Source organism: Niabella yanshanensis, assembly GCF_034424215.1.
GTDB lineage: Bacteria > Bacteroidota > Bacteroidia > Chitinophagales > Chitinophagaceae > Niabella > Niabella yanshanensis.
This window is the reverse complement of the sequence record NZ_CP139960.1, coordinates 3,736,894-3,761,067: the sequence shown is the minus strand read 5'-3', so window position 1 is coordinate 3,761,067 and position 24,174 is coordinate 3,736,894. Positions and strand designations below refer to the sequence as shown.

Here is a 24,174-nt window from a genome sequence, read left to right as displayed (position 1 = left end):
TTGATAAATAATAAGATATTTAAAAAAAAGACGGGGTTATTAAAGCTCAGGGAATGCGGCACAATCTCCTTTAATATATACCGGGCCATTATAAACAACGGCCTTTGCATCCGGCACATAAGCTGTATCTGCCCTCGTTGCTTCATTAGAGACACCCGTAACCCATTTATCACCCTCCTTTTTAAAATACAATTCGCGCACGCTGTTCATTCCTTCCGATTGAAAATTGTACCAAAGACGTACGATGTCACCCTCAACCCTACCCTCAAGAGTTCCGTGATTACTATCTTTTTCAAAATTTTTGAATACCGCAGTCCCTTTTACCGATGTATCTATAATAGTAAGCTTTAATGCGTAAGTATCTTTTGCGGCAACAGAAAGGTAGCATTGCGCATCCACCACAGGTTCTGTTTTCTCCGCAGTTATGGCTACAGAATCCTCAGAAGAGGTTTCACTTTGTCGGGGAGTATTATGACAAGCGAAAAAAATGACAGTGATTAAAATAAAAAATACAGGCCTCATTTTATAGTTTTTTAGGGACAAAAAATGCTTTGCTACAGGTTAGTATTATTGAACAAAGCTAATCAATATCCTTAAAAATAAAAAACCGCCTCATTGCTGAGGCGGCTACTTGTATGTTATAGCAAAAAGTGACTTAGTTTTTGCGCAGGTTGGGATGCGGAGGAGCAACAGTGTTTGGACCGTCTTCTCCCGGAGCAGCTGCACGAATGTCAACCGCATCGCAATCGCCACCTTCCTGGCCTGAGCTGAAGATAAACCTGTCGCTGCTTACGCCTTCTTTTTCAACCAAGTGAGAAATCACTTTGTTCACGTGATCCCAGCTTAATTGCTGCTGACGTTTAGTAGCCGCACAGTAACCTACTACTACTACTTTACAGTTGGGGTTTGCTTTCAGTTTAGAAGCTACAGTTGCTAAAGTAGCAGCTGCATCGTCAGAAAGTTTGTTAGAGTTTGCAGCAAAGTGAATGCTTGGTAAAGCTCCTAAAGAAGCAGCGCAATCGCTTTGAGCAGGAGCGCAACCTTCCGGACAAGGACATTTACCTACACCATCAGCATCAACCGGCTGGCAATAAGTGGGAGTAACCAGCTCTTTATCTTTACAATCAGGTACCCCATCTCCATCAGTATCCAGGCTTACACCGTGTAAATCAACCGGGCAACCAGCAGGTGTTTGCTCCTGGTCAAACTGATCAGTTACACCATCGCCATCAGCATCCGGAAGAATGATTTCAGGTACTCTGCGCAATTCGCTATAAGCATAGTTCATAGAGTTTAACCAGTAAAGAGGTTCAACTCTCCTTGATTTATTACCCAGATTGAAATTCAAACCTACAGTTAAGTAGTTCATCAGATCTTTATCGGGAGATAAAGTTTTGTACTCATCCCAACGTACACCATCTAAAAGGTCAGAACCATTATAGATCACCCTGTCTTCAATAGCCAGGTTGATACGGGGGCTTAAGCGAAATGCAAGGCCTAAACCTCCTGATACAGACGGTGCAATATTACCGCGGAACATATCGGAGTATGGCTTGCTGGGATCCCTTTCAATTGGAGTATCGTACTCACCGTTCTGAAGATCCTTCAATCGTTTCAGAACATCTTTACGGTTGGTATAAACGCCATCGCTATTAACGCTGGCAAAATCGTATGCTGCACTTTCAGCATCACCTCTTACCTGGTGCATTGCATCTACCCGGCCTTTCCATGTAGAGACGCCCAAACCAGCCAATGCATACAAGGTAACGCCTGTTTGCGCTTTGTAAAAGCGGATATTATGGATATTAGCCAGTAATTGCAGGCTTAATTCCTGTACTTCTGTTTTATAATTATAATATACTGCCGGATAATCAATAGGATTCCAAACATTTCCACCAGGCAAAACACTATTTTTCGTGTATCGATAGAACCATGGGTTGGTATAGCCTCCCGCTGTATATCCTGTTGAAGGCCGCCAGTTTTGTCCTTTAGCAATACCATACATATACTCTAAGCGAAGAGATAACGTGTGACCTAAAGATTTACGAACGTGTATACCAAAACCAGGAGTTCCCAAAACGGCATCAACATCTCCACCAATGGTAAATATACCGCCTTTGATACCAACCTCCCACATATCCTTTGGTTTTCCGGGATAATCCTGACTGCCAACCATAAACTCATTATGCTGAGCCAGTTGTTTTTTGTTATAATAATTAGAGTCTGTAACAGAAAAAGTACCATATATGGGGTGCGGTGCGGTATATGGATGCGAAGGACTAACCTGTGCATTCACACTGCCTATATAAGCAGATAGTCCCAGAATAAGACTGAGAGATTTTGAATTTTTCATACTTTTTAATTTGGCCTATTAGTTATAGTCATACGTTGTCATCTCTTTCTAATTGTAAAACAGATCAAAACGCATAATTAATGAGCAAATATGTAACATTATGCCAAAATGAGAAAGTATTGTTAATATTGAGGGGCCATGCCGCATTGTACTTCAAAAGCTATTATTTGTCCTGCTTTTTGCCATTTTTAGCATAGAAATTTATTCCTTCCAATATTCCAGACGATAGGGGCGTACTGGAAAAGTAAACGTTTCGTTTCCCCTTTAACACATCAAGCTCCTTACTATAGTTGGCTACCACAATCCCTTTTGCCTGTCCCTGCAGCATATCTATGTCGTTACCACCGTTTCCAGATGTAATAAATTGCTCCACCGGAAGCTTCCATTTATAGCTCAGGTATCTGACTACATTACCCTTGCCCGCCCGGCGTGGAATAATGTCCAGGTACTTATTATCGGTGAGCAGCACTTTTGCCGGCAATTTCCGATCATACAACTGCTTATTTACGTTAGCCAGATCATCTCCGGTGAAATGCTCGGTTGCGAAATAGCTGATCTTAAAAGGCCATTGCGCATCTGCTCCCTGTAATGTTATATTGGGAAGTTCTTCCATTGCGGTTTTTATCTGCTCGCGCTTCCATTGATGGTTGATATGCTTTTCCCACCCTACATCTGGTATAAAGTCCTTGGTATAGTACAATTCTGTGCCAGCCGAACAAATCAGCACATCCGGATTTACAAACGGATATTTATGAAGGGCCTCCTGCATCAGTGCCTTGCTTCTGCCGCTGGATATGCCAAACACCACACCAGGGTTTTCACGCAACCAGTTCATCAGTTCTTCAAGACCGGTCAAATCGTCTCCTTCAACCAGGGTACCGTCCAGGTCACTTATTAAGAACAACTGTGCATCAGCCAGTTTTCGTCCAAAGGAAGTTTGTGCCTGGAATTTTTCCGCTTTCTCTTTGAAAATATCATTGATTGTTTCTACGTATTTCTCCGCATGTTTGTTCCAGGCATAGTCTTCAGCACCGGCTTTGATGCCGTTGGCCGAATACTGATCCCATAAGGCTCTGTCGGCTATTATCTTTTTTAATGCACTTGCAATAGCTGCGGTGTCTTCCACATCAATCAATAGTCCGTTATCAGCTTTTTCAACAATTTCTTTTGGTCCCCCGGTTGGAGATGCTACTATGGGTAAACCGCAGGCAGCTGCTTCTACAATGGTGAGCCCGAAGTTTTCCCCGGGCGTTGCATTTACAAATACACCTTTTTTACGCGCAGCAATCCGGTATATCTCGGGCACTTCTACACCCGGATCATTTTTTTTAGGTAATGCCATCTTTCCATACAAATCATATTTATCCATTAGTAATAAAAGATTGGTCAATATCTCTTTTTCGTCCTCAGGCATTTGTGTAATGTCTTTTCTTACGCCGGCAAAAATGGCCAGGTTGGCCATTGCCTGCAATTCTTTATCCTGGCCGTAGCTGGTAATGATGGCTTCAAAATTCTTACGCTTATCCGCACGGCCAATGGACAATATCAGGGGCTTGTCTGCATTAAATAAAAACCGTTCAATCTCGGAATTGATTTTATACAATGCCTGCTCCTGCTCAATGGTCATAGCGAACGAAGGCATTTCTAAACGATAATAGGGGTAGAACACATCGCTATTAACACCTGGCGGTATCACTTTAAAATTAGCCTGGGGCTTATTGCTATACCCCATATACTGCGTTTCTATTTCATGCCGGGTACTTACAATCACAACGTCAGCATTGGCAATCACTTTTTCTTCTTCATCTATACGACGTTGCATGTTAAAGCGATCGTTCAGTTTCTTTTCTTCCCAACCCTGGTTTAACAGCATACGTTTTTTATTTCTACCTAAAGAATGGCCGGTTGCTATTAAAGGAAGCGCAAAGATCTTGCTGAGTTCACAGGCTATATAATTACCGTCAGCATAGTGTCCATGCAACACATCAGCGTAATCATCCTCCGCTTCATTAAAACGTATGGTATTATTAATGAACTCATCCAAATGGTCCCACAGCTGTTCTTTTTCTTTATACAGCTGTCCGCCGCAATCCATCCGTACTATACGAGCTTTTTCATTGACTACCTCTATTGGCTGACTGTACGACGCAGATACTCTTTTGTCGGTGATACGCCGGGTGAAGAGATCCACCTTTCTTACCTGCGGATGCTTCGAAAGCGCTTCCAGCAATTCTAATACGTATTTAACCTGTCCTCCTGTATCTTTATCGCGCCCTATCTCCGCCTGGTGAAATCTGATCAAACCATGAGGGCTAAATAATTGAATGTAATAACTTTTCATTTTTATAGGTGTGGTTTTTGAGTGCTTGAAATATAATTATTTTTAAACAAATGCAAAACATACAAAGAAGTTTTTATTCCGGCTCGGGTTTCAGCGATTGGGAAATAGGTGATGTAACCATTATATTGCATGACGGGGTTTACCATCTGTTTCACTTAATTATACCTAATCATGATTACATTGCTCATGCCGTATCCAATGATTGTATCTCGTGGAAAAGAGTTAAAAATGCCCTGTTCGTAGGTGACCCCGGCGAATGGGATGACGATATGCTATGGACCATGCATGTATGCAAGGTAGGGGAACGTTTTGAAATGTACTATACAGGGTTACAGCGAAAGCTGAGGGGCACCAACTCAATGATAGGCCTGGCTGTTTCCTACGATCTTTACCATTGGGAGAAAAAGAACCAGGGCATTTTCCCTATTGAGTCTAAAGGGCCTTACTATGAAAGCATGGATGACAGTCCGCGCAGATGGCTAAGTTTCAGGGACCCGTATCGTATTGATCATGAAAATATTACGTATTTCCTGATCTGTGCGCGTTCGGCCCAGGGCCCTGTATCCAGGCGTGGCTGTATTGCATTACTGAAGCAGGAAAATGAACAGGTAACCTATATGAAACCCTTGCATATGCCCATGATGTATGACGACCTCGAATGCCCCTGTGTATTTGAGTTGCATGGCCGCTATTATGCAATTGCTTCCATCAGGGAGGATGTAAAAGTTCGCTATTGGTTTGCGAATGAGTTCCTAGGAGAATACCATGCGTTTCACGCTAATGTATTATTACCGCAAGGGAACTATGCGGCGCGTGTAGTGGAAAGCATTAACGGGAACACACTTATTTATTCCTTTTTTTATACCTCGGGGCTTATCAATTCGCATCGGGTGTTTTTACCTCCCAAGCAATTAGATGTTGACGAAAAAGGACGGTTGCTGCTCAAAAGTTTTGACCACTGGGAAGAGGTAGCCTACGATGTTCTGGATCAAAATCATTTTAATGAATTACGGCAGCTGTTTAATAACCCAACGGCTTCCTTCAGCGTGGAAGATAACCGCTGGGTGGTAGGTTCCAGGAGCGGCTATGAAGTGTTCGTGGTAGAAAAACCGGCAGACGATTTTATATGGGAAGGTGTACTCTCCGTTGAAGGTATGGGGAAGCTGGGACTGGTGACAGATATGGACGAAGACGGCTCGGGATATTATTATTCTTTTGATGTTGTTAACGGGCACGTAGAAGTACGGGCATGGGGTTTTAATGAAGCCGACATCCGGTCTAATTTTCATTTTAAAGTGCTGCAGGATAACAGCTTTACCATTAATCCACGCTATACCTATCACTTCAAGCTGATTCGTTTTGGCAATTATATCGAACTGGCAATAGACGGACTGGTTAAACTTACTTTAATAGACTACAATTACAATAACAATTTTATTGGTTTGTATTCGGCCTCCTCGGTAGTATCGCTTAATAACAGCATTATTAAAAAGCTACCTCCTCTTGAGGATGAATATATCAGCAATTCATAAAAAATCAACGATGCGGGAACAATTATTGCCGTGCTTTGTTCTAGTGGAAGAAAAGAGGATATCATTTTCTGACAGGATACTTAAAAAAATGTTAAACGGTAAAGTGGAGCGAAGGAATGGATAGATTGTATCGTCTTACACTAATATAAATAAGCAAAAAAAGTTTTTCTCATAAGCAGTTAGTTTTGGTTTAAACCCCACGTTTCCACGAGGGGTTTTTTGTGTATCAGCATCGTCCTGGCAGGAAAACCGATAAGAATCAGATTAAAAAGCATTAGAATCAGATTAGACTTAATGTCGGAATAATTTATTAACTGGCCAACAGTTATTCCTGGCCAGGTTTGTGCTTAAATAGCTCACCCGCAGAGGTTTCCCTCATAAAATCTGTCGCATAGCCTTGTGACGGCTTACACTTCCATTATATTAGAGCCGTATGATATAGATTAGAATATCTCTTATCTGCTAAAAATAGTATTACTATTATTTTCTATCGTATTAGTACCACCTACTTTCGCCACACTTCCAACAGTTCAAGCAACATCTATATGGAGTTTTTATTGAAATTCAAGTTGAACCAGCATTTGTATGTAAAAGATCCCGAAAGCAGCGATATGGGCAAGACCATTGTGCAAAATGCGATTGATCTTATTTACGAATTAGGACTCGAACAATTTACTTTTAAAAAGCTCAGTGTAAAAATCCATACAACGGAGGCAACGATATACCGGTATTTCACCTCCAAGCATCGCTTGCTGGTATATATATTAAACTGGTACTGGTCGTATCTCGAATTTTTAACAGAGATGTTGATTCCGGCAGACACTCCCGCATGTGATAAATTGAGACGGCTGCTTACTATCATCACACACTGTCAAAAAAATGAGCGACAGCTGATGGATTATAACCTCGATCATTTGCATAATATCGTTATATCTGACAGCAGTAAATCTTACCTGGTAAAGGAAGTGGACACTATCAACAAAGAAATGGCCTTTAACCCACTCAAAAGTCTTTGCAAACGAATCAGCGCTATCATCCTGGAAATTCGGCCCGACTATCCATACGCGAGGTCCCTGGCCAGTACTTTATTGGAGACTGCCCATGACCAACAGTTTTTTAGCGAGCACCTCCCTTCTCTTACAGACAATATGTCTCACCAGCAGCACAAAAAATATGTGTTGAATTACCTGACTCAACTGGCATTTTCAGCCATTAAATAAATATAACGCATGGCACAGCAGAGCGATACGAAATTTAGCAGCAGAAAACTTTTTCAATATATAACCAAAGAAAAAAAAGATGCTGCCAATATCTACTTCTACGCGATACTTAATGGCTTAGTGCAGCTAAGTATTCCCCTGGGTATACAGGCTATTGTAAGTTTTGTCATGGGCGCTACAATGGTTACATCATTGTACCTGCTCATCGGTTTTGTAGTAGCAGGTACTTTCATGGCGGGCTTTTACCGCATCAGGGTAATGCAGATCATCGAAAAAATACAGCAGAAGATATTTGTAGAGTACTCTCTAGCATTCGCAGAAAAATTGCCAAAAATCAATCTGAAAGTTTCCAGGAAGTATTACCTGCCGGAGTTGCTGAACCGCTTCTTCGATGCGCCCAATTTACAAAAAGGTATATCCAAGCTATTGCTTGAAATACCCACAGCGTTGATACAAATAGTATTTGGCATTGTGCTGCTGTCCTTTTACCATCCCTGGTTTTTAGTATTTGGCGCACTGGTGTTGATTATTGTTATTGTCATATTCCGGTTAACGATGAGCTCGGGTATCCAGTCTAGTTTAGACGAAAGCGACCGGAAGTACGAAGTAGCTTCCTGGCTGGAAGACATTGCAGGATCAGTTAAAACATTTAAAATAAACTCTAAGGCCAATACCCATTTAAAAGGTACTGATGAACGCGTGATGCGTTATTTAAAGCACCGCACCGCTCACTTCAAAGTATTGGTCTTTCAATACTGGACGATAATAGGCTTTAAAGTGATCATAACCCTGGTAATGCTGGCTATCGGCACTTACCTGCTGGTGAACCAGGAACTGAATATTGGTGCATTCGTTGCTACGGAGATCGTGGTACTTACCATTTTAACCGCAGTTGAAAAATTGATTAAGAGCCTGGAAAGTTACTACGATGTGATTACCTCCCTTACCAAGTTAAGTAAGGTAACCGACCTGGAAGAAGAGCCTTCGGCTGATATTGAGGTTGAAAAAACGGGTAACGGAATGGAAATCAGCTTTAACGATGTATCACTTCACTTTAACGATCAGAAGCCGGTGCTTCAAAACCTGAACTTCCATATACCCCCTAACAGCATTACCATAATCAATGGGGTGCTGGGCGCCGGAAAATCGTTATTATTGAATATCATCATTGGCTTTTATGAACCCACCAGCGGCACCATCTTATTCGATAAGATACCGTTAAAGAATCTTAATAAGGAGTCCTTCAGGGATGCATCGGGTATTTACCTGGAGGATATGTCAATTATTAAAGGATCGCTGCTGGACAATATACTCCTGGGCCGCGAAGATGTAGGCACCGATCATATTGTAGAACTAACCCGCGAATGGGGTATTGAAGATCTGTCGAGCCAGTTTACAGAAGGATTGCTTACCAAACTTAGCGAAACAGATACAGAACTCTCTTTCAGTGCCCGGAAGAAGATATTGCTATTGAGAGCGGCCGTAGGCAAAAAGCGATTGTTGCTGCTGGAAGATCCTGTTGCCGGAATGAACCGTCATTTTTCTGCTAAGATGATTGCGTATTTGCAAAAGATCAAACAATACACGACCATCATCATCGTATCTCAAAATGAAAAGCTGATCTCCATTGCTGATCAAACCTTGTTCCTTAACAAAGGCAGGATATCTAAAGAAGATTAGGATCTATAAGTACGTTATCAGCCGATGCGCAACAATAATTAAAGTATTAAGGATGAAATTGGAATCGTTTAATAACATCTATCACTACAATCGCAAGTCGAGAGTAAAACGTTGGTTTTATATTTTCCTTGCTTTATGCGTGATCATTTTATTTCTTCCCTGGACACAAAATATAAAGGTCAAAGGCAATGTAACCTCGCTGCTGCAAGAACAGCGCCCCCAGCAGTTAAACTCGCCCATACCGGGCCGTATTGCCAGATGGCATGTAAAGAATGGCGACTTTGTGAAGAAGGGCGATACGATACTACAACTAACAGAGGTCAAAGAAGACTATATGGATCCCTTGTTGATAGACCGTACAGAAGAGCAGGTAAAAGCCAAGCAGGGAGTAAGGAATTATTATGAGGCCAAGGTAAATACGACCGATGCCCAACTGAGTGCGCTGGCCAGCGGCAGGGACCTGAAACTGGAGCAGCTTAAAGTGAAGCTTGGCCAATTGAACAATAAACTGGCTGCTGAAGAAGCGGAACTCGAAGCTGCCAATAATGAGCTGGAACTTACCACTGACCAGTACCAGCGGCAAAAGAAAATGTATGATGAGGGACTGGTTTCGTTAACGCAGTTACAGCAAAGAAGCATTACCTATCAGAATGCAACTGCTAAAAAGACGGCTGCGCAAAACAAGCTGGCACAAACCCGGCAGGAAATCATTACGGTGAACCTGGAACAAAGCGCTACAGTGCAGGATTATTCTGAAAAGCTCAATAAAACACAGGGGGAGTTGTTTCAAAGCAAGGGACAAATTGAAAGCAGTGAAGGTGATATCGCCAAGTTGCAGAACCAGGTATCTAATTATAAAATTCGCCTTGGCCTGTATGCCGTGATTGCCGCACAGGATGGACAGATCGTGCAATTAAACAAGGCAGGTATTGGCGAAATATTAAAAGATGGTGAAAGCATCGGCTCTATCGTTCCGGGTAATGTTGATTATGCGGTGGAGATCTACATCAAGCCTGTAGACCTGCCACTGGTTAAAGCAGGCCAATCGGTAATGTTTGTTTTTGATGGGTTCCCGGCTATTGTGTTTTCGGGTTGGCCCAATACGAGTTATGGTATCTTCAGAGGAAAAGTAATTGCGGTTGAAAGCAATATTAGCGCTAACGGGCTTTTCAGGGCGTTGGCCATAGAAGATAAAGGGAAAAAGCCCTGGCCACCCCAGTTAAAAATGGGCGCAGGTGTACAAGGCATCGCCATATTGAATGATGTACCGGTATGGTATGAGCTTTGGCGAAACATCAACGGGTTCCCGCCAGATTACTACACAGTTAAAAATGAAAAACCGACGAGTGGTAATGAAAAATCTAAATAGAATATTGCTATTTATCATTACAGTGTTTTTGTCTGGCTTCAGTTTTGGGCAGGACACATTACGCCTGGCGCATGATGAGTTCCTGGCAATAGTGAAAAATTATCACCCATTGGCGTTTCGCTACCAGCTACAAAACCGCATTGCCGCCGACGAAATACAGAAAGCCCGGGGTAATTTTGACCCGCTGGCAAGCGCGAAGAATGGCGCTAAAACCATTGATGGTTTAAACTATTATAAAGAAACCCATGTTGAACTCGGAATACCCACCTGGTACGGCATAGAGCTGAACGGGAATTACAATTATATCGACGGGCAGAAACTTAACAACAGTGCTACCAGGGGAGGATTGTTCCAGTTGGGTATTACCCTGCCACTGGCGAAAAACCTGTTGTATGATAAGCGAAGAGCATTGTTAGACCAGGCTCGCTTCGGCCTCCAAATGACAGAGGCAGAACAACAGGTTTTAACCAACCAGCTTATGCTGGATGCGGAAAATATTTACTGGGAATGGGTGAAGCAATATGAAGTATATCAACTTCAGGCGCGGACAGTAGCCGTGAATCGTGATCGGTTAAGGCTCACTCAAAAAACGCTTGAATATGGCGAGCGTGCAGCCATTGATACTACTGAAGTCCTATCGCAACTTCAGAGTTTTGAATTGCAATTACAGGAAGCCTATATTAAATTCATAAAAGCAACACAGGAACTTTCTTTGTTTATGTGGACCAAAGACCGGGAACCTTACGACCCGGATTTCTCTATAACGCCCGCTGACAGCCTTATTGAAAATGGCTCCTATCAAAACTACAGTTCTCTGTTAGCAGCGTTGGAAGGCCGGTCAATCAACCAGCATGCAGCTGTTCAATACTATACTCAAAAACAACGCATATTGGAAAGTGAACGCCGGCTGAAACAACAAAGCTTATTGCCAAAGCTTGACTTTACTTATAACTTTTTCAACAAAGAGCAGTATAGAGCGGATTATTTTCCTTTGTTTCAAAACAACTATCAATATGGATTGAAGCTGGAAATCCCTCTTTTACTGAGAGAAGCCCGGGCTGATTACCGGATCGCTAAATCAAAAATTGAGCAAAACCAGCTGGATACTGACTATAAGCAGCAAGAGCTTACTACTAAAATAATCGCCTATCGAAATGAAGTGATCAATTATCGCAACCAAATTGATATTGCGCAACAAAACATTATCAATTACCGTCGACTGTTAACTGCCGAAGAAATACGTTTTGGAAACGGAGAAAGCTCGTTATTTCTTATTAACTCCAGGGAAAACAAGTTGCTGGAGGCTGAACAAAAGTTAATTGAATTGAGATTGAAGTTCGTTAATAGTTACAACCAGCTGAAATGGCTGAATGAAAACTTTAATAATCCGTGGGTAACGGCAAGATAATCTGTTTCTATTTATCAGCTCCCTTATATTTTTGACTCAAGCGTTCAACTAAATTGCGTTGCGTATTGTTGTGTTACTGATATTCACTATCGCAAGCAAAGATTTACTTTGAGAAATAAATAGATCATATGCAACATTCAGCCATGATAGAAGGACTTTACGAAACCCATTTATTTGTTGAAAACCTGGAGGCATCGGTTCATTTCTACGAAAAGACGCTGGGCCTTACTCCCTGTTATTTTGAATCCGGAAGGCGCATTGCTTTTTTCTGGGTGGGAAAACCGCGGGAGGCGATGCTGGGACTTTGGGAAAATCCTAAATCGCAGATCCATCCACAGCATTTTGCTTTCAGATGTGATACACATTTTATTTTAAACGAGGCCGTTTCTTTTTTAAATGAGCGAAACCTCAAGCCTTATAATTTTTTGAAAGATGGGTCTCAGCAACCTATGGTTTTTGCCTGGATGCCAGCCATTGCTATTTACTTTAATGATCCGGATGGGCACCAGCTGGAATTTATATCAGTGTTGGAGGGTGAAGCAAAACCCGATTTGGGTGTTATTTCATACGCTGAGTGGATAAAGACTCATCAGCGTTAATGGTAGCTCCTGTGCTTGTCGCGATCTCACCCCATATTGTCATATCCTGCCCCGGTGGGCTCTGGTTTTATTGACGATCTTTAGGTCTCGATAAAATCAACAGCTATGCGCAAGATCATTGTATTGTCCATGATTACACTTGATGGCGTTATCCAGGCGCCGGGCGGCCCGAAAGAAGACGAATCTGACGGATTTAAGTATGGAGGCTGGACAGAGCCTTATGGTGATGAGGTATACGGCAAAGTGGTTCAGGAAGAATTGCGACCTGCCTCCTATCTTTTAGGAAGAAAAACTTTTGAGATATGGGAGCGGTACTGGCCAAACCACAGGGACTACTGGCCAGGCATTAACGAGGGTGAAAAATATGTATTATCTGCAACCAGGAAAGATTCTGACTGGTATAATACTCATTTCTTGACAACACTGGCGGATATTCAGCAACTCAAGCAGTCAAAAGGACCAGACGTACAGGTATGGGGCAGCAGCGAATTGGTGCACCTCTTACTAAGCAACGACCTGGTAGATGAGTTAAGACTTAAAATACATCCTATACTATTGGGTAAAGGCAAAAGGCTTTTTGATACGAACGCGCTCCCCGCTGTCTACAAACTTTCAGACACTGTCATTACTTCAACCGGCGTGATCATTGCCCGTTATTTGCGATCGGGGGAAGTGAAGACAGGTCAGGTAGAAGCCTGAAGAATCGTTTACTTATGGCTTTCCGTCATCGACCATCAAATGGTTATGTTAGCATTATATTTTGATGATGACGAGGATATGAACTGGCCATACAAACCTGGAAAGCATTAAAACAAAAAGTCAATGTATCCTAAAATCAATTTTATAAATGTAGCCGTAACCGATATGCAAAAAGTCCAGGGCTTTTTACCAAAATGCATTTAACTTTCCAGTGTCTGAGACTGAGGCTATTCTATAACGATAAAGGATATTATAATTATTATTGGGAGATTTTGTATGTAATAACTGTTAAATAAACTGCCCATTTTTAATTGAGATGGCTTTGTAAAAAAGATGAAAGAATGATACTAATGTACAGTCGCATTATATTATCAATCGTAGTAACGTTAATAGCGTGGAGTAGCAAAGCGCAAGATACACCGGCCATTCTATCATATCATGTAGCTTGTGACTCAATATACCTCAACAAGAACTACCATGTAACGCTAGCGACTCTTGATTCAACCAACGAAGACGATAGTACGCCTAACACTCTGTTTTCTGTAAGCAGATTATCAGGAAAACAATATCTGCAGATCTTCTCCGATTCCCTTTTCAGCAAAACCGGGAACGTTGAATTTGCCGATTTTAATAATGACCGTATACCGGATATTCTAGTGCAAAATATCTCAGATGTAAGAAGCAACTCGACTTATTATTTATACTTAGTTGACACGATCAATAACCGGATAAAAAAGATCGAGGGCTTCGAAGCCATCAAAAATCCAGTTTATTTACCTCAGTACGACCTCATATCCAATTATGTGATGTCAGGGAAAACATGGACCAGCTTCTATAAAATACAAGGCGATACTATTAAGGATTTTGATATTGTAATTTACGACAATCAAGCCAATGACAGCAGTTATGACCGGGACTACAGGAAAGCAATTCAATCTATATTGAAAAGAGAACCAAAACGCCGATAGAACAATCGGCTTTGGGATTCTTCCACTTGTGGGCTTAGCCGGCTATAAATGATCTCGACTACGACGATTCCTCATTTTGATTTATCTTGGTCTTTGACAACGCGTATACCTGAATCAGCAAGCCTTTTTTCGTTGTGAATTGCTTTCATCATTTTGATTTATCTTGGTCTTTGACAACACAATTACACCGTATATTTACATCATAATTGTTGTGAATTGCTTTCATCATTTTGATTTATCTTGGTCTTTGACAACTAATTACTCCTGAGTTTTGGCGCGGAGCTAGTTGTGAATTGCTTTCATCATTTTGATTTATCTTGGTCTTTGACAACTCAGAAAATTGTTATACTTCGCAAGTTGCAGTTGTGAATTGCTTTCATCATTTTGATTTATCTTGGTCTTTGACAACTATGAGTTTTAGATATGTAAAGAAAGTAAAGTTGTGAATTGCTTTCATCATTTTGATTTATCTTGGTCTTTGACAACTGGAGTAACCTTAGGCTACGGTCAGGTTTTGTTGTGAATTGCTTTCATCATTTTGATTTATCTTGGTCTTTGACAACTTGTAATCCGCCCGCAACAATTCCAACTCCGTTGTGAATTGCTTTCATCATTTTGATTTATCTTGGTCTTTGACAACCTGCAAACCTGATTCATTAATGAACTGTGTGTTGTGAATTGCTTTCATCATTTTGATTTATCTTGGTCTTTGACAACAAGTAAGTTATGGAGTTTTTTACCTTATAGTTGTGAATTGCTTTCATCATTTTGATTTATCTTGGTCTTTGACAACTCGTTCCAAAGGGACTGCCTGCCGATGACGGTTGTGAATTGCTTTCATCATTTTGATTTATCTTGGTCTTTGACAACTCTGCTCGTTATTCAGGAACAGGCTCTAATGTTGTGAATTGCTTTCATCATTTTGATTTATCTTGGTCTTTGACAACTTAGTGGAACCCTAACGCCATCTTGCATAAGTTGTGAATTGCTTTCATCATTTTGATTTATCTTGGTCTTTGACAACATGTGTTACTAATGAGAGGTGTATTCGATTGTTGTGAATTGCTTTCATCATTTTGATTTATCTTGGTCTTTGACAACCTTATTGACAACGTAACCAGGTCATTTGTGTTGTGAATTGCTTTCATCATTTTGATTTATCTTGGTCTTTGACAACCTGTTTACAAAAGGAACCGGGAAATTTTATGTTGTGAATTGCTTTCATCATTTTGATTTATCTTGGTCTTTGACAACCATCAACACCATTATCTCTTCTTGATTTATGTTGTGAATTGCTTTCATCATTTTGATTTATCTTGGTCTTTGACAACTTGTAATCCGCCCGCAACAATTCCAACTCCGTTGTGAATTGCTTTCATCATTTTGATTTATCTTGGTCTTTGACAACCTGCAAACCTGATTCATTAATGAACTGTGTGTTGTGAATTGCTTTCATCATTTTGATTTATCTTGGTCTTTGACAACAAGTAAGTTATGGAGTTTTTTACCTTATAGTTGTGAATTGCTTTCATCATTTTGATTTATCTTGGTCTTTGACAACTCGTTCCAAAGGGACTGCCTGCCGATGACGGTTGTGAATTGCTTTCATCATTTTGATTTATCTTGGTCTTTGACAACTCTGCTCGTTATTCAGGAACAGGCTCTAATGTTGTGAATTGCTTTCATCATTTTGATTTATCTTGGTCTTTGACAACTTAGTGGAACCCTAACGCCATCTTGCATAAGTTGTGAATTGCTTTCATCATTTTGATTTATCTTGGTCTTTGACAACATGTGTTACTAATGAGAGGTGTATTCGATTGTTGTGAATTGCTTTCATCATTTTGATTTATCTTGGTCTTTGACAACCTTATTGACAACGTAACCAGGTCATTTGTGTTGTGAATTGCTTTCATCATTTTGATTTATCTTGGTCTTTGACAACCTGTTTACAAAAGGAACCGGGAAATTTTATGTTGTGAATTGCTTTCATCATTTTGATTTATCTTGGTCTTTGACAACCATCAACACCATTATCTCTTCTTGATTTATGTTGTGAATTGCTTTCATCATTTTGATTTATCTTGGTCTTTGACAACTGGGCGTACCATTCACCCTGCTCGGTATCGGTTGTGAATTGCTTTCATCATTTTGATTTATCTTGGTCTTTGACAACCTCGAGCTTCAGTTCCCAGGTACTTTGCCTGTTGTGAATTGCTTTCATCATTTTGATTTATCTTGGTCTTTGACAACCGAGGTTCTGAAGGAGTTGAATGGGAAAGTGTTGTGAATTGCTTTCATCATTTTGATTTATCTTGGTCTTTGACAACAGAAGGAGGAAAGAAACGACTATTCTTTTAGTTGTGAATTGCTTTCATCATTTTGATTTATCTTGGTCTTTGACAACTGAAAGATTGTGAGTTGTATACCGGTGACGGTTGTGAATTGCTTTCATCATTTTGATTTATCTTGGTCTTTGACAACAAGATTATTTAATAATTTTGGGTTAAACCCGTTGTGAATTGCTTTCATCATTTTGATTTATCATGGTCTTTGACAACTCAACTGATAACCCGGACAAAGGCACGGTAGTTGTGAATTGCTTTCATCATTTTGATTTATCTTGGTCTTTGACAACCCGTGAGCAAAACAGTCGTTGTATTTGTAAGTTGTGAATTGCTTTCATCATTTTGATTTATCTTGGTCTTTGACAACTAAAGTTTATTGCTGACCACTGTAGAGAGGGTTGTGAATTGCTTTCATCATTTTGATTTATCTTGGTCTTTGACAACGATACTTCATAGATATAACGATCCTCCTGTGTTGTGAATTGCTTTCATCATTTTGATTTATCTTGGTCTTTGACAACCGAAACATATCATAAAGATATAAATAATATGTTGTGAATTGCTTTCATCATTTTGATTTATCTTGGTCTTTGACAACTTAAAATGTTAAAACCTCGCCGCTGGTCTAGTTGTGAATTGCTTTCATCATTTTGATTTATCTTGGTCTTTGACAACTTAAAAAGTATGCGGATGAAGTTGGTAAGCGTTGTGAATTGCTTTCATCATTTTGATTTATCTTGGTCTTTGACAACTTAAAGTAAAAATTAAATACAATGGCAACAGTTGTGAATTGCTTTCATCATTTTGATTTATCTTGGTCTTTGACAACACGATTTGCTCAAAGCCGCCACAGCAGAGGATTTCCCGTTGTCAACAGGATAAAAAAATGGGCATTTTGCCCATTTTTTTATTACTATCCTTCAAAATTCCATTTTCCTAATTATCAGAATAATTCAAGCTGCTGGGGGGCGAGCGGGGCCTCAATCAATTCTTTTCCCCTGAAAATTTCCATCATCCCGAACTGTTTATCAGTAATATTAAGTATCCCGATATGCCCTTTAGCAGGCAGGATCTTTTTTACCCTTTGTATATGCACTTCGGCATTTTCCCGGCTGCTGCAATGCCGGATATACAAACTGAACTGGAACATAGAAAACCCATCATCGAGTATCTGCTTGCGGAATTTCGCATAGATCTTTCGCTGGGCTTTTGTCTCCGTTGGCAGGTCGAACATAACAATTACCCACATAATACGGTAGGCATTTAAACGTTCAAAATCCATATCAGGCAATATCTGTTGGCAGAACAGGGTAAAGCAGTTTTCTTGAACTGCCTTCAAAACATTTGGCCAGACTGGCCGTAGTACGCTGTATCGCATTCATCAGCGGACTTTTCTCTCCGTTGATCATAACGTCCATAGCCGGTATGGCTAGCAGCTGCTGCTTCATGGATGGCGTCATTTCTAAAAACCGGCCATTCATCCGCACAATATCACCTACTATTTTATCCACGTAGGGGCGATAAGGCTCCATAATATCATCGGCCAGGCAATAAGCATTATATTGGTTTCGATGAAAAATGCCCAGAGTGGGCAACAAGCCGCTACCTACCAACGAACGCGCCATCACTGCCCTTAAAATAGCATAGCCATAGTTCAACAAATTATTGGGCGGCTCTCCCTCTCGAAATCGTTTAAAATTCAGGAACTCAGGAAAAAGATTTTTCCAATAATAAGCCGCGGCCTGTGCCTCGCAGTTGTCACTATCCCCACTTTTTACTTTAGCCGCTAGGTTGAAGAGTGTTTTATTGGCGATCTGCTTTTGCCCTAGTAAATGGGCCTGGTTGGTGATCTTAGCCATAACGGTTTGCTGCCAGAGCTGCTTTTGCAAAGGTACCGTAGCAGCTACCTGATATTTAAAACGCTGACTCTGCAGGGTATGACCATCCAGATTAAGCAAAAGGCCGGTCGGATGGTGCGTATGATTGCAGGTAACCACCGCGGTATTGTTTTCTAAAAGTTTGGCTAAAACAGACTGGGTAATGGTGATCTGCTGGTGATCGAGCACCACTAGCCCGATATCCTCAATCGCCGCCGTTCTTTGCTCGCTGGTTTCAGGCAATTCCACCACCAACTGTTCGTTTTGGGTTTTCAGGTAGGCTGGATTGCCGAAATAGAGGGTTCGTTTGATCATATTAATTAAATTAGATCGTTCTCCAACCTCATGTACTCATCAAAGCAGGCTTGCTTATCGCCATGTAATAACAAGTATTGTTCGGAACTCCTAAACAACCGGTCCGTTATTTCAGGCCAGGTATCCGGAAACAATTTCCAGGAGGTCCAGGGCCAATGGTCTATTTCTTTTACAAATCCATGCTTAACAGGATTGAGATGTATGTACATAACCAGGTTGCGCAGATAATCGTCATCTACAGCTTCCTTTCGCTTAAAATTTTTTATAAATAAAGAACCCCGCCGTTTATATACTTTATTAAATGCCTGCGTATAGCTACTGAAGAAGTTTGAAAATTGTTTACTTAAAAACGCGGTCCGGGCTTCCAACTGATCCAAAGTTTGAAACTTTGGATCAGTTGCTGCTATCGCTTCCGCGCTTTTAATTTTAACCAGCAGATGAAAATGATTGGGCATCAGGCACCAGGCTAAGGTATCAGCTATTACATCGATGTGCTGATGATATTTTTTTAAAAAGAAATGATAGTTTTTTTCTTCGCGAAACAGGTTATCATCGCCATTGGCGTGATTATAGATATGATAATATGTTTCTAATTGAAGCATCTTTATGCTTTTGAAATATTACCCAAACGATCTACTTTTAGCTTAACACAGTTTTCCTTTTCCTTTGTGAATTCAATTTTATTTAACTGTGAAAACTCAATTTTGTTAAGTATTACGGTAGAGACATTTGAAGGAATACAATACAGTCTATTACCTGTAAAACTCACCACCTTATAAATACTATTGTTCTTTTCAGCAGAGAGGCTTTCGAAATCAATTCCCTCAACATTATCTAGTTCATCTTCCGATGGAATATAAACCAGATCATTGGGACATAAATAAAAATCTTCTTTGCCCTTTAACTCTACAGCGGACAGTCCTTGTTTTTGCCTTTCGACCACTTCGTTAAAAGGTACAGAAACATAGCTTTTTTTTCCCTTTTCATCTTTATAGACTGCAAAAAACAAATTGGTTCCTTTGGCAGCTTCCACATATTTATGCTTTTTATTACCGGCTTGCCCAATTTGAAATTTGCTTCCTAGTTCAAAGACCCGAACCTTAACAATAGGTTGATGTGACTTACCACCATTGTATTTTTCAATATTTTTATTCATGTCCTCCAGGCCCTCAGGTGAAAAAGCCATTTCCGGATTATTATCTTTTGAGGTCAGATAATTCTTCAAGATTTTCTGGATACCTGTATCTGTAATGCTTCCAATAGTTTTTATATCAAAACTCACATCCACGCTTTTCCTGGTAGCAGTCAAAATTTTTCCTTTCGGAACTTTATACCAGGGCAAATCAACCTTCCCCGAGACAGTATCTTTATGCATCGCCTTCCTTATTGCCCAATTAGTTCCTGTTTGCTCTACCTTTTCTTTGGATTTCATACCATCTTTTTCTACCCACTTCTCATAGTAATTTGTAGCCTTGTTAATCACCCTAAGATTCTGCTTAAAGCTCACTACAATTTTTTCGAGGTTGCTTTTTGCATCTACTGTAAAACTATTCCAGGGCTTCAAAAACTGTTTAGCTATATCCCGCTCAATTCTCTCGCCCGTATGTGGATGATTATACACTTCCCTTTCAAACTGCATCAGTTTTCGCTTCAGATCATAACGTTTCGTATCCGATTTAGCAGATTGATTATTGAGTAAATTAACATGATCCCTGGTTGCGCAGGCAATTACCAGGGCATCTAAAGCGTGATGGCGATGATCTATCCTTTTTTTAGAAAACCCTTTCGATAATTCAATTGGGACCGTAGGTAAAAACTTCTGGTGGTTTTCGTTCCAGGCAGTAAAATGTGCTGCATTGGTAAGTTGATTCAATCGCTCAAATCTTGGTAAAATCAAATCATTCCACACATCGTTCAAACCCCAGTCTTGTTTTAACTGAGCAGTTATTTTTCCGTTTCCCGGAACAATATATTTAGAATTTATCCCCTCGTCAGATCCATCTTCTACACGCACTATATTTGACAATACACCTGAAATATATTTACTGATGTGACGGGTATCATTCATCTGCCTTTCAATCATTTTTTCCGGAATTTCTTCAAGCATCAGTTTACTACGCTTGCCACGGTTTTTAGCATAATGTTGCTTTACAAAATCTTCATAAGCTTCCTGTTTAAATACCTTTACAGATTTCCCCATCCCACATTCTACAATAGTGCCTCCAAATTTTTTAATAAACCCAAGACCGATGTAATTGTCTTTAAGTTTATTTACTGCCGTTTCACAAATAACTTTATTGTTAAAACTATCGTCAAAATAACGGCTCTGCGGTATGATGTGCTCTATCTCGTATTCGGGCGTAAATAATCTATTCAGCGGAATAATTTCTCCTGTATATGGCGACCGATACTTCTGTTCCAGCCAAAGTTTATAACGCCTCAAATCAGACGAGGAAGGCTGCGCCGTTTTGCTGATTTTCAAGATATCATCTTCGATCTCTATATCGGAATTTAACACCCCATCTTCATATACTTTTAAAATCTCCTGTTGCATTGGTGAGAAAGGCCTTACATTTTCTACGGCAACATCGCTCATCATTTCGGCAAGCAAAGCTTTTATACGAAGATTGGTGTTTTCATTTTCTGAAACCATATTGGTTATTTTCTTTCGATCTTCGGCGGTGTTTTTCATTTCCCGCCCCAACTCAATATGAATTTCACTAAAGAAATCTTTCTCACCGCTACCATATTTAATCCAAATATCCTTTACAACACGAAGCGTTTCTGTAATTACCTGTTCCACTATCGGATTGCGAAGCGAATGCTGTTTAAAATCTTGTAAAAACTGTTCTAAATCATCAGCAGCATTCCATTTACCCAACGCGGTAGCTTCTGAATGCCTGCCATAAACAATATATTGAGCCAACCATAATTGCAAACCTTGAAAATCTGTTTCTTCAACAAGGTGCATCGCCTTTTCCCTTACCTTATCTTTAATATTTTCATCATACTCACCCGTGATAATCTTATCTATGCGCTCTTTCGATTTTCCTTCAATGTTGTCATAATTCCAGTGTCTACCTATTCTCATCAAAGGCAATAATTTCTTTATGGCCTTTTCCGAAAACGAGCCGTACTCACTTCTAAATGGCGGAAATTTTTTAAATGCTTGCAGGAAAGCATTTTCATCAAGATCATTTTTTCTGGCAAATGACTTCAAAGCTTTTTCATACTCAGTTTTATCATTTACTGAGTAGATAATATGCCAGATTTTCTGTTCGATTTCCCTGGTCAAAAAATCATTTGAAACATTCTCAATTTTTTCAAGCCTCGTTGCAATCATCGTCCGGGTTTCATTACAGGGGTATTTTTTATCCTCCACATAATTCCATCGATACTTTTCAACTTCTGCATTCAGCAGTTTTCCTTTATACCCTTCTTGCTCCAATAAAAATTTAAACAACGGTTTTTGTTCTATTTCTTTCCTGGTATTTAAGAAATCAAACAGGGTTTCAATATCTTCTATTGAATGGATAAAGTCGCTCGTAACATTGGTATCGTCGTCTTTTTTATAGATGTTTAAATTATATAACCATTGCCAAATCCTGAACTCCTGGTAATAAGGATTAGACTTAGGAACCGCTTTAAGGTACTGCACATGTTCTGCACCCTTTTCATCTTTATATTTTCTAAACTCCAGCGTACAGTTAGATATAGACGACTTTTGGCTACGCAAAGGCCTTTGATAAAAAATGATATCATCGATAAAAAGATGAACGAAGTCCTTTTTACTCAGCATGAGTTGATGCGCTTCATTATTTCGATATAACTCCCGAACGCAATCATTATATAGATCTTCGTTTTGTAATTCAGGATGAAAACCTCTTTGCCTGTCCAGGATTTGTTTGAGCTCCTGCTTATAAAATTTACGTTCGATAGTGCGAACCAGTTTACCTTTAATTTTTTGCCTAGGATTTTGAAGTAAGGTATCGTAAATGTAAGCACCCACTGTTTTATGGGAATTGTCGATTTCCTGTTCAGTCTTCTTTTTTATCAGCGTCCAGTCGGTTTCAGCTGGAGCGCGGAAACTGCGTTTCTCATTTCCTTCCTTATCCTTTTTTACAGAACCATCATCATTCAAATCTGTTGTTACAATAAAATCTCTTGTCTTGTCCTTCCAATCAAATAAAGGTGTTTTGCTTGATCGTCTGTAAATCCATCCATTTTCCAAAACCAGGGAATGCCAGATATCAGGTTTACCCTTTTGAGGTTCATCAGCCAATACATCTACGATTTTTAACGAGTAAAATTCTACCAATTTATTGAGTTGCTCTTCCTCCTCTTCTCCACGTAATTGATAATAGCCACGCTTCTGATTAAAATTCAAAAGTATCCAGGCCAGTTCTTCCTTTTCTATTCTTTCTCTTAACGCCTTTTTACGGAGGTAGTAAATAGTCCAATCGTAGGGTACTAATTTTTCCTCCCCTTTGTCGTTTTTTAAAATCTGCGGTTGATGTTTTCTGAAATCCTCCAACATTTCATTGAAAGAACTTTTAAAAACAAATCTCTCGTTATTATAAGGCAGTTTCGGCTCAGTTTCCTCTAAAAATTTACCCAGGCGCTTGTTAAAATCTATCTGTGCCGCATAGTGCTGAGGTAAGAAATTTAAAACATTCAACACCCTGTGCAGCCTTTCCCTGCGTAATAAAAACCGCTCCCTTAATCTTCTTACACTTCTATAACCGGTTCGCTCCGCAGTCTGCGAAACAGAGTTCCCCTTCCCGAACTCCCCTAAAATATCTTGAGACATCGGAATAACCCTTACGCCCATTCCAAGAATAGCTCCCGCTTTACTATCAAAATCTTGTTGAATCAGCGCCCATCCAATCGAATTAGTCCCTAAATCAAGTCCAAGAATCGTTTTGCCCATAATTTTCAATTAATTAGCTTCTAAAATAAAGAATAAAAAAGATTTTTATTACGGATTTCCGTATCCAACAATGCATAAATCGCTTTATCTTTGTTTTCAATGAAAGCAATTCACAATAAGGATTATTCCGTTGTGAAAACATTCAAGGTGGGGCAACTCGCCTTTTTTTGTGCCCTGTAATAACACAAAACGCCCCGTCCCCGGAGCGTCTGTCCCGGGATACTATCGGGGAAGCTGTTCTGTAAATTTGATATGCTAAGAGGCTTTTTTTACTTCAATAATTGGTGCGCCAAGCTCCGCTTCCAATTTGGCAATAGTTTTTAGTGTAAGGTTATGATTGCCCTTCAACCATTTACTGATTTCGGAAGGTCGCTTGTTCATACGCCCGGCAAGCTCTTTTTGCGTGTAGCCATTTTGCTGCAGCAGTTCATTAATACGTATAACAATATCTGTGTACTGACGCACAAAAATGCGCTCCTCTTCAGGGGTTTCTTCCTGAATTTTCTTTGCAACCTTGCTTCTCATTTTATATCAA

At 40.1% G+C, this 24,174-nt stretch carries 16 protein-coding genes and 1 CRISPR repeat array; of the genes, 8 read left to right on the top strand and 8 right to left on the bottom strand.

What is annotated here, in order from left to right:
* Nucleotides 1-39: 39 nt before the first annotated feature.
* From U0035_RS15510 to U0035_RS15500, 3 genes are all read right to left on the bottom strand, one after another.
* The gene (locus tag U0035_RS15510) at nucleotides 40-522 is read right to left on the bottom strand and encodes a hypothetical protein (protein ID WP_114791829.1); all 483 of its coding nucleotides are present in this window, start codon (nucleotides 520-522) and stop codon (nucleotides 40-42) included.
* Nucleotides 523-655: 133 nt separating this feature from the next.
* The gene (locus tag U0035_RS15505) at nucleotides 656-2,353 is read right to left on the bottom strand and encodes an OmpA family protein (protein ID WP_114791830.1); all 1,698 of its coding nucleotides are present in this window, start codon (nucleotides 2,351-2,353) and stop codon (nucleotides 656-658) included.
* 163 nt (nucleotides 2,354-2,516) lie between these two features.
* Nucleotides 2,517-4,694 (bottom strand): HAD-IIB family hydrolase, encoded by a 2,178-nt coding sequence (locus tag U0035_RS15500; RefSeq protein ID WP_114791831.1) that lies wholly within the window; start codon nucleotides 4,692-4,694, stop codon nucleotides 2,517-2,519.
* Between the two features lie 50 nt (nucleotides 4,695-4,744).
* On the opposite strand from U0035_RS15500, the gene U0035_RS15495 reads away from it, so the two are divergent.
* The 8 genes from U0035_RS15495 (at nucleotide 4,745) to U0035_RS15460 (ending at nucleotide 14,169) form a co-directional block, all read left to right on the top strand.
* Nucleotides 4,745-6,226 (top strand): glycoside hydrolase family protein, encoded by a 1,482-nt coding sequence (locus tag U0035_RS15495; protein ID WP_114791832.1) that lies wholly within the window; start codon nucleotides 4,745-4,747, stop codon nucleotides 6,224-6,226.
* A gap of 545 nt (nucleotides 6,227-6,771) precedes the next feature.
* Nucleotides 6,772-7,446 (top strand): TetR/AcrR family transcriptional regulator, encoded by a 675-nt coding sequence (locus tag U0035_RS15490; protein ID WP_114791833.1) that lies wholly within the window; start codon nucleotides 6,772-6,774, stop codon nucleotides 7,444-7,446.
* A 9-nt stretch (nucleotides 7,447-7,455) separates the two neighbouring features.
* A complete protein-coding gene (locus U0035_RS15485) occupies nucleotides 7,456-9,126 on the top strand; it encodes a peptidase domain-containing ABC transporter (protein ID WP_114791834.1) in 1,671 nt (556 codons plus the stop codon).
* A 52-nt stretch (nucleotides 9,127-9,178) separates the two neighbouring features.
* The gene (locus U0035_RS15480; protein WP_114791835.1) at nucleotides 9,179-10,495 is read left to right on the top strand and encodes an HlyD family secretion protein; all 1,317 of its coding nucleotides are present in this window, start codon (nucleotides 9,179-9,181) and stop codon (nucleotides 10,493-10,495) included.
* The gene (locus U0035_RS15475) at nucleotides 10,479-11,903 is read left to right on the top strand and encodes a TolC family protein (protein ID WP_162817932.1); all 1,425 of its coding nucleotides are present in this window, start codon (nucleotides 10,479-10,481) and stop codon (nucleotides 11,901-11,903) included. The genes U0035_RS15480 and U0035_RS15475 overlap by 17 nt, the downstream gene beginning before the upstream one ends.
* 128 nt (nucleotides 11,904-12,031) lie before the next feature.
* Nucleotides 12,032-12,502 (top strand): VOC family protein, encoded by a 471-nt coding sequence (locus tag U0035_RS15470; RefSeq protein ID WP_211316479.1) that lies wholly within the window; start codon nucleotides 12,032-12,034, stop codon nucleotides 12,500-12,502.
* A 105-nt stretch (nucleotides 12,503-12,607) separates the two neighbouring features.
* Nucleotides 12,608-13,201, top strand: a complete 594-nt coding sequence (locus tag U0035_RS15465) for a dihydrofolate reductase family protein (protein ID WP_114791837.1) — start codon at nucleotides 12,608-12,610, stop codon at nucleotides 13,199-13,201.
* A 341-nt stretch (nucleotides 13,202-13,542) separates the two neighbouring features.
* A complete protein-coding gene (locus U0035_RS15460; protein ID WP_162817933.1) occupies nucleotides 13,543-14,169 on the top strand; it encodes an XAC2610-related protein in 627 nt (208 codons plus the stop codon).
* A gap of 131 nt (nucleotides 14,170-14,300) precedes the next feature.
* A CRISPR array of direct repeats spans nucleotides 14,301-17,346; the repeat unit is 47 nt; unit sequence GTTGTGAATTGCTTTCATCATTTTGATTTATCTTGGTCTTTGACAAC.
* 114 nt (nucleotides 17,347-17,460) lie between these two features.
* On the opposite strand, the gene cas2 is transcribed toward U0035_RS15460, so the two are convergent.
* The 5 genes from cas2 to U0035_RS15435 all read right to left on the bottom strand — a co-directional run bounded on the left by cas2 (nucleotide 17,461) and on the right by U0035_RS15435 (nucleotide 24,164).
* On the bottom strand, nucleotides 17,461-17,799 hold the full coding sequence (cas2, locus tag U0035_RS15455) for a CRISPR-associated endonuclease Cas2 (protein ID WP_114791839.1): 339 nt from the start codon (nucleotides 17,797-17,799) through the stop codon (nucleotides 17,461-17,463).
* Between the two features lies 1 nt (nucleotide 17,800).
* Nucleotides 17,801-18,709 (bottom strand): type II CRISPR-associated endonuclease Cas1, encoded by a 909-nt coding sequence (cas1, locus tag U0035_RS15450; RefSeq protein ID WP_114791840.1) that lies wholly within the window; start codon nucleotides 18,707-18,709, stop codon nucleotides 17,801-17,803.
* 5 nt (nucleotides 18,710-18,714) lie between these two features.
* Nucleotides 18,715-19,311 (bottom strand): transposase, encoded by a 597-nt coding sequence (locus tag U0035_RS15445; protein ID WP_114791841.1) that lies wholly within the window; start codon nucleotides 19,309-19,311, stop codon nucleotides 18,715-18,717.
* Nucleotides 19,312-19,313: 2 nt separating this feature from the next.
* Nucleotides 19,314-23,639 carry a type II CRISPR RNA-guided endonuclease Cas9 gene (gene cas9, locus U0035_RS15440; protein WP_114791842.1) on the bottom strand — a complete coding sequence of 1,442 codons (4,326 nt, stop codon included), beginning with the start codon at nucleotides 23,637-23,639 and terminating at the stop codon, nucleotides 19,314-19,316.
* A gap of 255 nt (nucleotides 23,640-23,894) precedes the next feature.
* Nucleotides 23,895-24,164 (bottom strand): helix-turn-helix domain-containing protein, encoded by a 270-nt coding sequence (locus U0035_RS15435; protein ID WP_114791843.1) that lies wholly within the window; start codon nucleotides 24,162-24,164, stop codon nucleotides 23,895-23,897.
* Between the last annotated feature and the right edge of the window lie 10 nt (nucleotides 24,165-24,174).

What these genes read in the sequence shown, in the direction of transcription:
- cas1 (WP_114791840.1), bottom strand. Translation starts at nt 18,709, where the DNA reads ATGATCAAACGAACCCTCTATTTCGGCAATCCAGCCTACCTGAAAACC.
- U0035_RS15480 (WP_114791835.1), top strand. Translation starts at nt 9,179, where the DNA reads ATGAAATTGGAATCGTTTAATAACATCTATCACTACAATCGCAAGTCG.
- U0035_RS15490 (WP_114791833.1), top strand. Translation starts at nt 6,772, where the DNA reads ATGGAGTTTTTATTGAAATTCAAGTTGAACCAGCATTTGTATGTAAAA.
- U0035_RS15435 (WP_114791843.1), bottom strand. Translation starts at nt 24,164, where the DNA reads ATGAGAAGCAAGGTTGCAAAGAAAATTCAGGAAGAAACCCCTGAAGAG.
- U0035_RS15465 (WP_114791837.1), top strand. Translation starts at nt 12,608, where the DNA reads ATGCGCAAGATCATTGTATTGTCCATGATTACACTTGATGGCGTTATC.
- U0035_RS15500 (WP_114791831.1), bottom strand. Translation starts at nt 4,694, where the DNA reads ATGAAAAGTTATTACATTCAATTATTTAGCCCTCATGGTTTGATCAGA.
- U0035_RS15505 (WP_114791830.1), bottom strand. Translation starts at nt 2,353, where the DNA reads ATGAAAAATTCAAAATCTCTCAGTCTTATTCTGGGACTATCTGCTTAT.
- U0035_RS15510 (WP_114791829.1), bottom strand. Translation starts at nt 522, where the DNA reads ATGAGGCCTGTATTTTTTATTTTAATCACTGTCATTTTTTTCGCTTGT.
- U0035_RS15475 (WP_162817932.1), top strand. Translation starts at nt 10,479, where the DNA reads ATGAAAAATCTAAATAGAATATTGCTATTTATCATTACAGTGTTTTTG.
- U0035_RS15495 (WP_114791832.1), top strand. Translation starts at nt 4,745, where the DNA reads ATGCAAAACATACAAAGAAGTTTTTATTCCGGCTCGGGTTTCAGCGAT.
- U0035_RS15470 (WP_211316479.1), top strand. Translation starts at nt 12,032, where the DNA reads ATGCAACATTCAGCCATGATAGAAGGACTTTACGAAACCCATTTATTT.
- U0035_RS15485 (WP_114791834.1), top strand. Translation starts at nt 7,456, where the DNA reads ATGGCACAGCAGAGCGATACGAAATTTAGCAGCAGAAAACTTTTTCAA.
- cas9 (WP_114791842.1), bottom strand. Translation starts at nt 23,639, where the DNA reads ATGGGCAAAACGATTCTTGGACTTGATTTAGGGACTAATTCGATTGGA.
- U0035_RS15460 (WP_162817933.1), top strand. Translation starts at nt 13,543, where the DNA reads ATGATACTAATGTACAGTCGCATTATATTATCAATCGTAGTAACGTTA.
- cas2 (WP_114791839.1), bottom strand. Translation starts at nt 17,799, where the DNA reads ATGGATTTTGAACGTTTAAATGCCTACCGTATTATGTGGGTAATTGTT.
- U0035_RS15445 (WP_114791841.1), bottom strand. Translation starts at nt 19,311, where the DNA reads ATGCTTCAATTAGAAACATATTATCATATCTATAATCACGCCAATGGC.